This is a genomic window from Pseudomonas sp. PDM21 (assembly GCF_014852505.2).
Classification (GTDB): Bacteria; Pseudomonadota; Gammaproteobacteria; order Pseudomonadales; family Pseudomonadaceae; genus Pseudomonas.
The window spans coordinates 2,265,563-2,280,284 of the sequence record NZ_CM181223.1; the positions used below are offsets into that span (position 1 = coordinate 2,265,563).

Genomic DNA, 14,722 nt, shown 5'->3' on the forward strand with positions numbered 1-14,722 from the left:
CGGTAAAGGGAGAAATTGAGGAAAAAGGGAGGTTTCCCCCATGCGCTGTCCCGTGACGTTGCCGAACGAGAGCGAGCGCCTGAGTGCGCTCTCCGATTACGGTTTCGACGACGAAAGCCTGCTGCCCAGCCTCGACCCGGTGGTGCAGATCGCTGTGCGCATGTTCGGCATGCCGGTCGCAGCGGTGAACATGATCGGCAGCGACCACGTGTTCTTCGCCGCCGCCACCGGCATCGGCGAAGTCGACATGGGGCGCGACGTATCCTTCTGCGCCCATGCCATCGCCCAGGACGGCGTGATGGTGGTGGGCGACGCCAGCCGCGATGAGCGCTTCCACGACAACCCGCTGGTGACGGCGCCCAATGGCGTGCGCTTCTACGCGGGCGTGCCGTTGCTCTCGGTCGAGGGACAGGCGCTGGGCGCGCTGTGCATCATCGACAGCCAGCCCCACGAAGACTTTTCCGGCGAGGACCGCGAGCGTCTGGTCGAGCTGGCGCGCATGGCGTCCGACCGGCTCGAACTGCGCCGCATCGAGGTGGCCTCGTCGCGTACCCGGCCGCTGTTCGAGGCGTACGCCGGCACCTCGCCGACTCCCGTGGTCTGGTTCGACTGCTGGGGCGAGATCGGTGCCTGGAACGAAGCGGCGGCCAACCTGTTCGGCTACGAACTGATCGAAGGCAGCGGCCAGTCCTTCGAGCTGCTGCTGCCCGAGCGCAGTCGCCAGTCCTTCCGCGCCCTGATCAGCGGAGCCAGCGATGCCACGTCTCTGGATGGCATGGCCGTGCCGGGGGAAATCGCCGGCCTGCGCAAGGACGGCTCCGAACTCTCGCTGGGTCTGACGCTCTTCAGTTGGTCGGAAAGGGGCAAGCTCAAGTTCGAGGCAGTGCTCAAGGACCTCACCGCCCGCCATCGGGAAGAGGAGGCGCTGCGCCAACTGGCCAGCGTCGACGTGCTCACCGGTCTGGCCAATCGAGGCCAGTTCTACCGGCGTACCGAAGAAGTCCTGGTGCAGTCGCGCCCGGCGGCCGTGCTGATGATCGACCTGGACGGCTTCAAGGACGTCAACGATTCCCTCGGCCACGCCGTCGGCGACGGCATTCTGCGGCAGGTCGCCGAGCGACTGGCCCGGCTGGCCACCGCTGGTGCCACGGTGGCGCGCATCGGTGGCGACGAGTTCGCCATCCTCGAGCCGAACCTGCTCTCGCCCGAACACGCCATGCGCTTCGCCCAGGCGGTGATTGCCAGCATTGCGGAGCCCATCGTCATCGACGCTCATGAGGTGCGGGTCGCTGCCAGTTGCGGCGTTGCTCTGGCGCCTCTGCATGCGCAGGAAGCGCTGGAGCTGGTGGGTGACGCCGACCTTGCGCTGTTCAAGGCCAAGAGCAGCGGTCGCAGCCACGCGTTCGTGTTCCTTCCGGCGCTGAAGATGGAAGCGGCGGCGCGGCATCTGTATGGCATGGAGTTGCATCGCGCCGTGGCCAACGGCGAGTTCCTGTTGTTCTACCAGCCCCAGGTCAGCCTGCGCGATGGCTCCCTGCGCGGGGCCGAGGCGCTGATCCGCTGGCAGCATCCGCAGCGCGGCCTGCTGTCGCCGGCGGCTTTCCTGCCGTCGCTGGAGGGTGGGCCGCTGGCGGCTATCGTCGGCGCCTGGATACTGGATGAGGCCTGCGCCCAGGCTGCCTACTGGCGGCGCAACGGTGCGCCCGACCTGCGCATGGGGGTGAATCTGTTCGGTGCGCAGTTCCGCATGGGCAACCTGGTCACCCAGGTGCTGGAGGCACTGGAACGGCACGGTCTGCCGGCGGAGGCGCTGGAGCTTGAGATCACCGAGAACATCGTGCTCAACCACGACGACACCGTGCTCAGCACCTTGCAGAGCCTGCGCTCCTATGGGGTCGGTATCGCCTTCGACGATTTCGGCACCGGCTACGCCTCCCTCAGTCTGCTCAAGACCTATCCGCTGAGCCGCATCAAGATCGACCGCACCTTCGTCATCGGCATGCTGGAGACCCAGCAGGACCTCTCGGTGATCCGCGCGATCCTCGACATGGCCCGCAGCTTCGACCTGGAGACCATCGCCGAGGGCATCGAAACCTCCGCCCAGCGAGACCGCCTGCGCGCCGAACGCTGCACCGAAGGGCAGGGCTATCTGTTCGCCAAGCCGATGCCGTCGCTGCAGTTCGAACAGCTCTACGAGATCGGCACGCGCCAGTTCGGCTCCGCCTGAGCGGCGGAATTTCTGCAACGGCATTGACCGCGCGGGGCGAAATCGCTCGAAACGGGCGGTCTCGTCCTGCAAAACGGTTTCCTCCTTTGCCCGGCGCTGTCTACCCTGTAGGACAGATCGCCGCTCTGCGTCCCTACGATGGCCAGGGCGATAACACGAAAATACAGATCGCGGGCTTCTAAGGAGCGCAGATGGCGGAAGCGAAAAAGGGCAGCATGGGGTTCTGGAGCTGCACCGCGCTGGTGGTTGGCAATATGGTGGGGTCGGGGGTGTTCCTGCTGCCGTCGAGCCTGGCGGCGTTTGGTGGGCTGAGCCTGTTCGGCTGGCTGGTGTCGAGCACCGGGGCAGTGATCCTGGCCTTCACCTTCGCCCGCCTGGCGCGGCTCAATCCCAGTGCCGGCGGGCCTTACGCCTATACCCGTGACGGCTTCGGCAGCTTCGCCGGCTACCTTTGTGCCTGGACGTACTGGAAGGCCGCGTGGATCGGCAACGCGGCCATCGCCGTCACGCTCGTGGGCTACCTGCGGGTGTTCATCCCCGCATTGGCCGACCCGCTGCTGATGGTCGCCACGGCCATCGGCGCCATCTGGCTGTGCACCCTGATCAACCTGCGCGGCATCACCGCCTTCGCCGTGGTGCAGAACTGCCTGACCGCGCTCAAGCTGATCCCGCTGCTGCTGGTGGGCATTCTCGGCTGGTTCCACTTCAACCCCGACTACCTGACCATCCCGGCGCCCAGCGAACTGCCGAACATGGGCTACGCCCAGGCGATCGCCACCACGGCGGCGTTGACGCTCTGGTCGTTTATCGGCCTGGAGTCGGCCACCGTGCCGGCGGACGATGTGCGCGACCCGAAGAAGACCATCCCCCGCGCCACGCTGTTCGGCACCCTGGCGGCCGCCGCGGTGTACATCCTGTCGATCACCGCCGTGCAGGGCCTGATGCCGCCGGAAGTGCTGGCCAAGTCCACTTCGCCGTTCGCCGATGCCGCGCGCATCCTGCTGGGCACCTGGGGCTATTACCTGGTGGCTGGTGGCGCGGTGATCGCCTGCCTGGGCGCGCTCAACGGCTGGGTATTGCTGCAGGGCCAGATCCCGGTGGCGCCGGCCCGCGACGGGCTGTTCCCCGAATCCCTGGGCAAGCTCAACAAGAACGGTGCGCCGGCCAACGGGCTGCTGTCCTCCGGGTTGCTGGTCACCGCGCTGGTGATGGTCGACGGCCATGGCGAGCTGGTGGAGGTGTTCAACGTCATCATCCTGCTCGGCACCATGACCGGCGTCGTGCCCTACGCCTTCTGCACCGCTGCGCTGATCCAGATGCTGGCGGTGAAGCCGGAGTCCTTCTCCCCGCGTTCGCGCCCGCAGGTGCTGGCGATTGGTTGCCTGGGCTTCCTCTACTCGCTGTGGGCGCTCTACGGCACGGGGCAGCAGGCGATCTTCTGGGGCTTCCTGGTGTTCATGGCGGGCATCCCGATGTACACGTGGCGCCAGTACCGCAACCGCGCGCAGGGGCTGCCGATGGCCGCCGGCGACTGATTGCCGCGGCGGCCACCTTCCTGCCAGATCAAGCAGTTGGTGAGCGGATTGCGAGCGGATTCACGCCCGATGCCGTGGCCTGTGTCACAGACCGCGGCATCGACTTTTGGTCTTGCCTTGTTATAGTGGCGCGATGCCAAAAATCTGTATGCGGCAACCATAAGAACTGTTGGCCCGGGCTCCAGCGGCAGCGCGCCGCACCCAGACGAGAAGCAGGGCATTCCCGAGGACATCTCCCGTGACCGAATACAAAGCCTTCCGCGTTGAACTGGCGGACAAGATCGCCCATGTGCAGATCAACCGCCCGGAAAAACTCAACGCGATGAACGCCGATTTCTGGAAGGAAATCATCGATATCTTCCAGTGGGCCGATGAAACGGATGAAGTCCGCGTCGTCGTCCTCAGCGGCGCTGGCAAGCACTTCTCCGCCGGCATCGACCTCGCCCTGCTGGCCCAGGCCGCCAGCCACCTGGGCAAGGACGTCGGCCGCAACGCCCGCGCCCTGCGCAAGACCATCCTGCAGCTGCAGGGCTCCTTCAACGCCGTGGACAAGTGCAGCAAGCCGGTCCTCGCGGCGATCCAGGGCTACTGCATCGGCGGCGGCATCGACCTGATCTCCGCTTGCGACATGCGCTACTGCAGCGCGGACGCGCAGTTCTCCATCAAGGAGATCGACATGGGCATGGCGGCCGATGTCGGCACCCTGCAACGCCTGCCGCGCCTGATCGGCGACGGCATCATGCGTGAGCTGGCCTACACCGGGCGTAACGTCAACGCCGAGGAAGCGCAGCGTATCGGCCTGGTCAACAGCGTTTATGCCGACCATTCGGCGCTGCAGGACGGCGTGATGGAACTGGCCCGACAGATTGCCGCCAAGTCGCCGATCGCCATCCGCGGCACCAAGGAAATGATCGGCTACGCACGCGATCACCGCGTCGAGGATGGCCTGGAATACATCGCCACCTGGAATGCCGCCATGCTGCAGTCCGCTGACCTGCAGGCCGCCATGATGGCGCACATGAGCAAGAAGACCCCCGAGTTTGCCGATTGATGTCCGTCCACTCTTCTTGCGCGCAGGAGGCGCACTAGGCCGATGGTTACTGGAGCCACGTCCCTCAGTCTGGTCCGCGACGAGCTGTTCGCGACGATGGAGGAAGCCGAGCAGAATCTCGAGCACTTCATCGCCGAGCGTCAGAACGGCAGCCTGCTGCAACATTCCGTCGATTGCCTGAGCCAGATTCGCGGCACGCTGAATCTCATCGAACTGGCCGGCGCCGAACTGCTGGCGCAGGAAGCGCTGGACCTCGCCACCGACATTCCGACCGGGGTCAGTGAAGACCGCGACGGCCAGCTGGCCGCGCTCGGCAACGCGCTCTATGTGCTGCGCCGCTACCTGGAAAACCTCGAAGCGCACCGCCAGGAAATCCCCGAGCTGCTGCTGCCGGCGATCAACGACGTGCGCCATGCCGCCGGCCAGCCCGCGCTGCCGGAGAGCTTCTTCTTCAGCGCGCGTCTGGACCTGCCGCGCCCGCTGCGCGCCATCACCGCGCCGCAGGTGGAAGACCCGGCCCGCGAGGTACGCCGCCTGCGGCAGATGTACCAGGTCGGCCTGGTCGGGCTGATCCGCGAACAGAATCTCTACCCCAGCCTCAAGCTCATGGGCCGGGCGCTGGGCAAGCTCGACGTGCTGCTGGGCAGCGCCGCGCGCACCCGCCTGTGCTGGGTCGGAGCTGGCGCGCTGGAATCCCTGGTGGACGCGCAGATGTTGCCGCGCAAGACGCGCAAGCAGGTGTTCTCGCGCCTGGACCGCGAGCTCAAGCAACTGATTGCAAACCCGCAGTACGAAGCGCCACGGCAGCTGCTCAAGGAGTTGCTGTATCTCACCACGCTGGCTGATACCAGCGGCGTGCGCGCGACCGAGCTGCGCCAGGTGTTCGGCCTGGCACCGCTGCCGTTCACCGATCACCTGCTCGAAGACGAGTCGCAGCGCCTGTCCGGCCCGGGAAAATCGGTGATGCGCTCGCTGTCGGTGGCGATCCGGGAAGAGCTCACGGCGGTGAAGGACCAGCTCGACCTGATCGAGCGCGGCGTGTCCCAGTCCGATGCGCTGGGCATCCTGCACACCCAGTTGGGCAAGCTGGCCAAGACCCTGGGCATGGTCGGCCTGAATTCCGCCGCCACCTCGCTGCAGCACCAGCATGGTGTGGTCGCCGGCTGGGTCGCCAAGGGCGTGGTGGACGAACCTGCCGCGCTCAACGCGCTGGCCGACGCGCTGCTGTACGTCGAGAGCATGGTTGGCAACCTGGAGCGTGGCGAGCGCATGAGCGCGCGTCCGGTGCCCATGGGTGAAGACGACTCCTTCGCCGTGCACCAGCTCGCCGAAGCGCGCATCGTGGTGATCGACGAGGCCCAGGCTGGTCTGGCGCTGGCCAAGCGCGCGATCACCGCCTACCTGGAATCCAATGGCGACAAGCTGCACCTGGCCAACGTGCCGATCAGCCTGCAGGCGGTGCGCGGTGGCCTGTGGTTCCTCGGTCAGGAGCGCGCGGCATTGCTCGTGGGCGCCTGTGCCGATTACATTCAGGGGCAGATGATCGAGACGACCCAGATGCCGTCCGAGCAGATGCTGGAAACCCTGGCGGATGCGCTGACCGGCCTGGAGTACTACCTGGAGGGTGGAGCCATGATGCGGCCTGAGGGTCAACCCGACGTTCTGGACGTCGCCAGCGAGAGCGTCAAGGCCCTGGGCCTGACGGTGGCAGCCTGATGCGTACCGGGCGCTGGGAATCCTCGATGTTCGAGGTCGCTGCCAACGGCGGCTGGGCGCTCGCCCACTGCCAGCAGCAGTTCCTCGCCGACAGCAATGGCGTGCTGTTCCCCCGTGACTGGCTCAAGCGCCAGGATCTTTCGGTGCTGTCCGAACATGCTGTCGGCCAGTTCGACGGCGAACCGGTCTACCTGCTGGAAATGGACCGTACCGACCCGCTGGAAGGCGCCAGCTGGATCGGCCTGCGCCAGTTCATGATGCAGGCTGAAGAAGACATCTTCGCCATGCTCGGCTTCGCCAGCCAGATCGGCATCTGGTGGCGGCAGAACCGTTTCTGCGGCAGCTGCGGCCAGCCCAGCCTGCGCATGCCCCGCGATCGCGCCATGCACTGCGAAAGCTGCGGCATCCAGCGCTACCCGCTGCTGTCGCCGAGCATGATCGTGCTGGTGACCCGTGGCGATGAGGTACTGCTGGCACGTTCGCCGCGCTTCGTGCCGGGGATGTACAGCACCCTGGCCGGCTTCGTCGAGCCGGGCGAGTCGGTGGAGCACTGCGTTGCGCGCGAGGTGCGCGAAGAGGTGGGCGTCGAGATCGGCAATATCCGCTACATGGGCAGCCAGCCCTGGCCGTTCCCGCATTCGCTGATGTTCGGCTACCACGCCGAGTATGTCAGTGGAGAGATCGTCATGCAGCCCGACGAGATCGAGGATGCCCGCTGGTTCCACGTCGACGAGCTGCCGCGCCTGCCGGCCGAGCGCTCCATCGCCCGCTACCTGATCGAGGTCTACCTGGCGCGCCGCGCCGGTCGTCCCGATCCTGTCCTGCCCGGCGGCGCCTGATTCCAGGCGCCGCTCCGGCCTTCCTCAGGCCGCGGCGGTGAACCAGTGCTGCCAGGCCAGGCGCACGGTCAAGGCGAGTACCACCAGGATGAACACCGGACGGATGAACTTGGCGCCGCCACCGATCGCCGTGCGCGCGCCGAAGTAGGCGCCGATCATCAGCGAACTGCCCATGCACAGGCCCATCAGCCAGACCACCTGACCCGAGGCGATGAACACCGCCAGCGCGACGATGTTGCTGACGAAGTTCATGCTGCGCGCCACGCCGCTGGCTCGGACCAGGTCGAGCGGGTACATCAGCAGGGTGCTGACGGTCCAGAAGGCGCCAGTGCCGGGGCCGGCCACGCCGTCATAGAATCCCAGGCCGAGGCCCTGCGGCCACTGGCGGCGCTGGGCGATGCGCGGGTTGGCGTCCAGCGGCGCTTCGGGCGTCTTGCCGAACAGCAGGTACAGGCCGCAACCGAAGACCACCACCGGCAGCATGCGGTTGAGCCACTCTGCCGGCATCAGGTGGGCGGCCCAGGCGCCGAGCGCTGCGCCGATGGCTGTGGCGATCAGGCCCTTGCGCCATTGGCGCGGCTGGAACAGCTTGCGGCGGTAGAAGGTGTAGCTGGCCACGGCGGCGCCGAAGGTCGAGCTCAGTTTGTTGGTGCCCAGCGCCAGGTGCGGTGGGACGCCAGCGGTGAGCAGGGCAGGGATGGTCAGCAGGCCACCGCCGCCGGCGATGGCGTCGATGAAACCGGCAAGGAAGGCGACGCCGGCGAGAATGACGAGGGTGGTCGGGTCTACGACGAGTTCGAAGGGCATGGGGTTGGCCTTGATCGGGGGCCCGTGGCGCCACTCTCTCGTAAAGAATGGTGCGCGGGAAACGTTAACGGGCCCGAAAGCTGCGACGGTCTGGCTGGCCGTGCAGGTACGCGGTGCGCATAATGCCGGCATTTCTACGAGGAAGGAAATCATTCGATGCAGTACGACGGTCTGGCCTGGGTCGTTGCCTTCCTGGCGCTGTTGGCCCTGGTGGTAGCCGCCCGCATTCTGTTCGACCGTCACTGGTTCCTCGGCTGGCTGCGGGGGACGATGGGCATGCTGTTCGTGGCCGTGGCCGCGCTGGTGGCGCTGGTGGCCTGGGACCTGCGCAGCTACGACCCGCTACCGGCAGAGCGCCCGCTGGCGACCCTGAGCTTCCACAAGGTCGGTGAGCAGCGTTATGACGTGACGTTGCTGCAGGGCGATGAAGAGCGTCGTGTTGAACTGGCTGGCGACCTCTGGCAACTGGATGCGCGGGTACTGGAGTGGAAAGGCCTGGCGCGGCTGATAGGGATGGCGCCGGGTTATCGTCTGCAGGACCTCAGCGGCCGATTCCTTGCTGTCGAGCAGCAGAGCCTGGGGCGCAAGGTCATGCTGGCGGACGACGTGCTGGGGCTCGATCTGTGGCGCTGGCTGCGCGACGGCCAGCATGACCTGCTGACCTTCGTGCCCAAGGCGGGCCGGGTGAACTACCTGCCGCTGGCCGACCAGGCCGTTTTCTCCGTGCGCTATGGGGCCGGCGGGCTGACCGCCGAGCCGATGAATGCGGCGGCGAACCAGGCTCTCAAAGATTGGCAGTGAGCGAGGGGTAACTGGTTTCCCCTGTGAAGTCTTTGCCGCTTCATCCCCTCCCCCCAACCCTCTCCCGCTTGCAGGAGAGGGTTGGGGGGAGGGGCTTTTGATCTTGTCTGAGCGAGCCCATTCCTCACCAAAGAAAAAGGGAGCCAACCGGCTCCCTTTTTCATATCCGCGATAACGCTTAGGCGAGGAACCCGCCATCCACATTCAGCGTCACGCCAGTGGTGTAGCTGGACGCATCGCTGGCGAGGTACAGCACAGCGCCGGCCATTTCGCTCGGGTCGGCCACGCGCTTGAGCGGGATGCGCTGCAGGGCCACGTTGCGGATGGCATCGTTGCTCACCAGTGCGGAGGCGAACTTGGTGTCGGTCAGGCCCGGCAGCAGGGCGTTGCAGCGGATGTTGAACTGCGCGCACTCCTTGGCGAAGACCTTGGTCATGCTGATCACTGCGGCCTTGGTCACCGAGTAGATGCCCTGGAACTCGCCCGGGGTGACGCCGTTGACCGAGGCAACGTTGATGATACTGCCGCCGCCGTTGGCCTTCATCAGCTTGCCGCCCTCGATGGACATGAAGTAGTAGCCGCGGATGTTCACGTCGACGGTCTTCTGGAAGGCCGACAGGTCGGTGTCCAGCACATTGCAGAACTGCGGGTTGGTGGCAGCGTTGTTGACCAGGATATCCAGGCGGCCGAACTGCTCGCGGATCTGTGCGAAGACGGCCTGGATCTGCTCCATCTCGCCGATGTGGCAGGCAATCGCGGTGGCTTTGCCGCCGGCGGCGACGATTTCGTCAGCCACGGCCTGGCAGCCGTCGATCTTGCGGCTGGAGACGATCACGTGGGCACCCTGTTGGGCCAGCAGCTTGGCGATGGCTTCGCCGATGCCGCGGCTGGCGCCGGAGACGAAGGCGATCTTGCCTTCGAGGTCGAACAGTTGGGTCTTGGACATGGGAGTTCTCCTTGTTCTGGGGCGCCGTTACAGGCGGGACTTGCCGATGACTTGCAGGCTCACCTGTTCCAGCAGCTTGTTGGCGTGGATGAAGGTGGCGAAGCGCTTGTCCTGGGTCTGGCCGTGGAAGAAGCGGTAGTAGATCTGCTGCATGATGCCGGCCAGGCGGAACAGGCCGTAGGTGTAGTAGTAATCGAGGTTGTCGATCTGGATGCCGGCGCGCTCGGCGTAGTAGTCGGCGAACTGCTGGCGGGTCAGCATGCCCGGCTCGTGGCTGGGCTGGCGGCGCAGCATCTGCATCGGCTGCGGGTCGCCCGCTTCGATCCAGTAGGCGAGGGTGTTGCCCAGGTCCATCAGCGGGTCGCCGATGGTGGTCATCTCCCAGTCGAGCACGCCGATGATCTGCATCGGGTTGTTCGGGTCGAGGATGACGTTGTCGAAGCGGTAGTCGTTGTGGACGATGCCCGGCTTGTGGTGGTCGGCCGGCATCTTCTCGCGCAGCCACACCTTCACCTGTTCCCAGGCTGGCGCGTCGGGGGTCAGGGACTTCTCGTAGCGATCGATCCAGCCGCCGATCTGGCGTTGTACGTAGCCCTCGGGCTTGCCCAGGTCACCCAGGCCGCAGGCGTTGTAGTCGACGTTGTGCAGGTCGACGAACTTGTCGATGAAGCTCTTGCACAGGGCGGTGGTCTGCTCGGCGTCGAGGTTCAGCTCCTTGGGCAGGTCGCTGCGCAGGATGATGCCGTTGACCCGCTCCATGACGTAGAACTCGGCGCCGATCACCGACTCGTCGGTGCAGTAGGCGTACGCCTTGGGGCGGTAGGGGAAGCCGTCCTTGAGCTGGTTCAGGATGCGGTACTCGCGGCCCATGTCGTGGGCGGACTTGGCCTTCTTGCCGAACGGCGGGCGGCGCAGGACCAGTTCCTGGTTGTCGTACTGGATCAGGTAGGTCAGGTTCGAGGCGCCGCCGGGGAACTGGCTGATGCGCGGCTGACCCTGCAGGCCGGGAATGTGGTCCTTGAGGAAGCCGTCGATCACGGCGGCATCGAGTTCTTCGCCTTCGCGGGAGCGGATGGTCTGGTCGGTCAACGACATGCTGGTCCCTTTTTATCTAGGAGCTCGTCTTGTACTGGCTCGTACTGATCTCCCCGCGAGGGCCCAGGGCTCCTGGCGAGGTGCGCGCAGGCCGGCGTCTGTATCTTGCCCGATGGGTCGCGGCAGGATCAGGCAAAGCAATGATGGCGCCGGGTGATCATTGGCTAATCTAATGTCAGGCCTTGCCCGTCACAAGCACACAAAGCCCTTATTGGCGTTCGTGTTGGACCCCGATCAAGCTGCCTGATCCGGGTATTGCAGCGGGGCGCGGGCATAAAAAAACCGGAGCCATGGACTCCGGTTTTTCGTGCTGCGCGGGCAGGTTTTCCTCGGATCAGACCGGGAACAGTTCGCCCAGCTTCATCGCCAGCATCATGTCGCCTTCGGCGCGCAGCTTGCCAGCCATGAAGGCCTGCATGCCGTCGGTTTCGCCGCTGGTGATGCCCTTGAGGGTTTCGCTGTCCATGATCAGGGTGACGTTGGGGGACTCGGCGTCGCCCTGTACGACCTGGCAGGTACCGTCCTTGACGACCAGGTAGTGGTTGTCGCCGTCTTCGATGTTGAACTGGAACACCAGATCCAGGCCGGCGGCCGCGCTGGCGTTGAACTTGCTCTGCATGGTGGAAACGATGTCAGCAACACTCATGGTTCTATTCCTTTTCTAGGTTTTCTCGCGCGACGCTCGCGTCGCAATGGGCCGGTACTCAACGATAGGTGATGAGTTCCGGCGCCCTCAACAGTTCCAGATGCACGTGACTGTTGAAGGAAGCCAGGGCCACTTCGCTACCGCGGAACTTCAGGCGGTTGAGCGAGGTGTTGACGATCTGCCAGTTGAGTTCGAAGGCGTTCAGCGCCGGAATCCCGGTCACATGCTGGAGCACCGCGGTAATGGTGCCGCCGGAGGTGAACACACCGATGTTGTCCTTGCCGCTGGCCGCCTCCAGCAGGCGCTGGAGGCCGCCGTGCACGGTGTCGAGGAACTCGGCCCAGCTGACCAGGCCGTCCTTGTCGTGGTCGCCGGAAACCCAGCGGGCGATCACGGTGGAGAACAGGCGCTGGAACTCGGCGCGGTGGTCGGCGGCGTTGCGCATGATGTGCAGCGCCTGCGGCTCGATCTCGAGCAGGTCCGGCAGGTGCGCGCGGATCACGGCGTCGGCTTCGAACTCGTTGAAGGCGGAGTCGATTTCCAGGATGGGGGTTTCGATCCCGGCTTCGTTCAGCCGGCCCATCACCGCTTCGGCGGTGTGGCGCTGGCGGCGCAGGTCGCCGGCCACGCAGCGATCGAAGCGCAGGCCCAGGCCAGCCAAGTGTTCGCCGAGGATTTGAGCCTGGCGTACGCCAGTGGCCGAGAGCACATCGTAGTCGTCGGCACCGAATGAAGCCTGGCCATGTCGAATCAGGTAGATGCTTCCCACGCGCAGTATCCCGGCAGGGCTGAAAGTTCCGGCGAGGTTATGAGGATCACCTGGGGCTGTCAACGAAAAAACATACGCTTGTTTGAATGGCATTCGCTGGACTGATGCAGCGGTTTGCCAGCGCTGGTGGCGGGCCTGCGGCGTGGGTATGCTTGCGGGATTCGCTGCGCTCGCCTGGCGGGCTCGACCAGAATTGTAAAAGGGGATGTGAGTGGAGTTTCTAGCGGATTACGCGGGTTTCCTGGCCAAGACCTTCACCGTGGTGGTGGCCATCGTCATCGTCCTGGTGGTGATCGCCGCACTGCGCGGCCGCGGTCGTCGCGGCGGCAGCGGGCATCTTGAAGTGCACAAGCTCAACGACTTCTACAAGGAATTGCGCGAGCGCCTGCAACATAGCGTATTGGAAAAGACCAAGCTCAAGGCCCTGCGCAAATCCGAGGCGAAAAGCCTGAAGGAGGCGAAAAAGAAGAAGGGCGGCGAGAAGAACCGCGTCTATGTGCTCGACTTCGACGGCGACATCAAGGCCTCGGCCACCGAGCAGCTGCGCCATGAAGTGACCGCGCTGCTGACCCTCGCCACCCCGCGTGACGAAGTGGTGCTGCGCCTGGAGAGCGGCGGCGGCATGGTCCACGGCTACGGCCTGGCGGCCTCCCAGCTGGCGCGCATCCGTCAGGCCGGCGTACCGCTGACCGTCTGCGTCGACAAGGTTGCAGCCAGCGGCGGCTACATGATGGCCTGCATCGGCGAACGCATCCTTTCCGCACCCTTCGCCATTCTTGGCTCCATTGGCGTGGTGGCGCAGCTGCCCAACATCCATCGCCTGCTGAAGAAGCACGACGTCGATTTCGAGGTGCTCACCGCTGGCGAGTACAAGCGCACCCTGACCGTGTTCGGCGAGAACACCGACAAGGGCCGGGAGAAGTTCCAGGAGGACCTGGAAACCACCCACGAGCTGTTCAAGCGCTTCGTCGTCCACTACCGCCCGCAACTGGCCATCGACGAGATCGCCACCGGCGAGGTCTGGCTGGGCCAGGCGGCGCTGGGCAAGAAGCTGGTTGACGAGCTCAAGACCAGTGACGAATACCTGGCCGAACGCGCTCGCGAGGCGGATGTCTACCAGCTCAGTTACGTACAGAAGAAGTCCATCCAGGAGCGCTTCGGCGTGGGCGTCAGCGGCGTGATCGATCGCGTGCTGGTGACCTGGTGGGACCGCCTGGGTCGCAGCCGCTTCTGGCAATGATCGTCGTCGGGCGCCGGGATCGCGCCCGTTCCAAATTCGAAAGAGGAGGGTCGAGATGAGTGCATTCAAGGCGTTGTGGGTCACGGAGAGCGCGCATGGCGTGTATGACCTGCAGGTGGCCGAGCGGCAGGTTGCCGATCTGCCGGCGGGTGAGGTGCTGGTGCGGGTGAAGTATTCCTCGCTGAACTACAAGGATGCGCTGTCCGCCAGCGGCAACCGTGGCGTCACCCGCAAGTACCCGCACACTCCCGGCATCGATGCTGCTGGCGTGGTGGAAGAATCCTCGGTGGGCGAATTCGCCGTTGGCGACGAAGTCATCGTTACCGGCTACGACCTGGGCATGAACACCCCTGGCGGTTTCGGCCAGTACATCCGTGTGCCCGCGGCCTGGCTGATCAAGCGCCCGCAGGGCCTGTCGCTGCGTGAATCGATGATCCTCGGCACCGCCGGCCTGACCGCCGCGCTGTGCGTCGACAAGCTGGAGCGCGCTGGCGTCACGCCGTCCGCGGGCCCGATCCTGGTCACCGGCGCCACCGGCGGCGTGGGCAGTATCGCGGTGATGCTGCTGGCGCAACTGGGCTACACCGTGGCCGCCGCCACCGGCAAGCTGGAGCAGGCCGAGCTGCTGAACCGCCTGGGCGCGCGGCAGATCCTCGACCGTGCCACCGTCTCCGATGGCGTCGACAAGCCGCTGCTGCGCGAGCAGTGGGCCGGCGCGGTGGACACCGTGGGCGGCGACATCCTGTTCAACGTGGTCAAGTCGCTGCAATACGGCGGCAGCGTCGCCTGCTGCGGCCTGACTGCCGGCGCCGCCTTCAAGGCCACCGTGCTGCCCTTCATCCTGCGCGGCGTGAACCTGCTGGGCGTCGACTCGGTAGAGCTGCCGCTGGTGGTCAAGGCGTCCATGTGGGACAAGCTGTCCCTGCAGTGGAAGCTCGACAACCTCGAAGCGGCGGTGCGCGAGGTCAAGCTCGACGACCTGCCCGCCGCCATCCACCAGATCCTTGCCGGCAAGCTGGTCGGCCGGGTACTGGTGACGCTGGACTGATC

13 protein-coding genes are annotated in these 14,722 nt (G+C 65.5%); 8 read left to right on the top strand and 5 right to left on the bottom strand.

All coding sequences use genetic code 11. The features are described 5' to 3' along the window. The first annotated feature begins 40 nt into the window (after window positions 1-40). The 5 genes from IB275_RS10835 (at window position 41) to nudC (ending at window position 7,368) form a co-directional block, all read left to right on the top strand. Window positions 41-2,227 carry a putative bifunctional diguanylate cyclase/phosphodiesterase gene (locus IB275_RS10835; protein WP_192295436.1) on the top strand — a complete coding sequence of 729 codons (2,187 nt, stop codon included), beginning with the start codon at window positions 41-43 and terminating at the stop codon, window positions 2,225-2,227. A gap of 191 nt (window positions 2,228-2,418) precedes the next feature. Further along, entirely contained in the window at window positions 2,419-3,762 is a 1,344-nt protein-coding gene (locus IB275_RS10840; protein ID WP_192295437.1) for an amino acid permease, read from the top strand. Window positions 3,763-4,000: 238 nt separating this feature from the next. Beyond that, a complete protein-coding gene (locus tag IB275_RS10845; protein ID WP_138216321.1) occupies window positions 4,001-4,813 on the top strand; it encodes a crotonase/enoyl-CoA hydratase family protein in 813 nt (270 codons plus the stop codon). A gap of 42 nt (window positions 4,814-4,855) precedes the next feature. After that, window positions 4,856-6,529 (top strand): FimL-related protein, encoded by a 1,674-nt coding sequence (locus tag IB275_RS10850; RefSeq protein WP_192295438.1) that lies wholly within the window; start codon window positions 4,856-4,858, stop codon window positions 6,527-6,529. Further along, window positions 6,529-7,368 (top strand): NAD(+) diphosphatase, encoded by an 840-nt coding sequence (gene nudC, locus IB275_RS10855; protein WP_192295439.1) that lies wholly within the window; start codon window positions 6,529-6,531, stop codon window positions 7,366-7,368. The genes IB275_RS10850 and nudC overlap by 1 nt, the downstream gene beginning before the upstream one ends. 24 nt (window positions 7,369-7,392) lie before the next feature. Here the strand turns inward: nudC and IB275_RS10860 are convergent, their stop codons facing one another. Continuing rightward, window positions 7,393-8,175, bottom strand: a complete 783-nt coding sequence (locus IB275_RS10860) for a TSUP family transporter (protein ID WP_192295440.1) — start codon at window positions 8,173-8,175, stop codon at window positions 7,393-7,395. Between the two features lie 156 nt (window positions 8,176-8,331). On the opposite strand from IB275_RS10860, the gene IB275_RS10865 reads away from it, so the two are divergent. After that, complete coding sequence (locus IB275_RS10865; RefSeq protein WP_192295441.1) at window positions 8,332-8,976, top strand: hypothetical protein; 645 nt, start codon at window positions 8,332-8,334, stop codon at window positions 8,974-8,976. 178 nt (window positions 8,977-9,154) lie between these two features. On the opposite strand, the gene IB275_RS10870 is transcribed toward IB275_RS10865, so the two are convergent. From IB275_RS10870 to IB275_RS10885, 4 genes are all read right to left on the bottom strand, one after another. Next, complete coding sequence (locus tag IB275_RS10870; protein WP_045208354.1) at window positions 9,155-9,922, bottom strand: SDR family oxidoreductase; 768 nt, start codon at window positions 9,920-9,922, stop codon at window positions 9,155-9,157. A gap of 27 nt (window positions 9,923-9,949) precedes the next feature. Further along, window positions 9,950-11,017, bottom strand: a complete 1,068-nt coding sequence (locus tag IB275_RS10875) for a phosphotransferase family protein (RefSeq protein ID WP_192295442.1) — start codon at window positions 11,015-11,017, stop codon at window positions 9,950-9,952. Window positions 11,018-11,351: 334 nt separating this feature from the next. Beyond that, entirely contained in the window at window positions 11,352-11,663 is a 312-nt protein-coding gene (locus tag IB275_RS10880) for an SCP2 sterol-binding domain-containing protein (RefSeq protein WP_081516542.1), read from the bottom strand. Window positions 11,664-11,721: 58 nt separating this feature from the next. Next, window positions 11,722-12,432 carry a histidine phosphatase family protein gene (locus IB275_RS10885; protein WP_192295443.1) on the bottom strand — a complete coding sequence of 237 codons (711 nt, stop codon included), beginning with the start codon at window positions 12,430-12,432 and terminating at the stop codon, window positions 11,722-11,724. 211 nt (window positions 12,433-12,643) lie between these two features. Here IB275_RS10885 and sohB point away from each other — a divergent pair, with 211 nt between their 5' ends. Together sohB and IB275_RS10895 are read left to right on the top strand one after the other, a co-directional pair. Further along, window positions 12,644-13,672, top strand: coding sequence for a protease SohB (gene sohB, locus IB275_RS10890; protein WP_081516544.1), 1,029 nt, complete (start codon window positions 12,644-12,646; stop codon window positions 13,670-13,672). 55 nt (window positions 13,673-13,727) lie between these two features. Then, on the top strand, window positions 13,728-14,720 hold the full coding sequence (locus tag IB275_RS10895) for a YhdH/YhfP family quinone oxidoreductase (RefSeq protein WP_081516545.1): 993 nt from the start codon (window positions 13,728-13,730) through the stop codon (window positions 14,718-14,720). The last annotated feature ends 2 nt before the right edge of the window (window positions 14,721-14,722 follow it).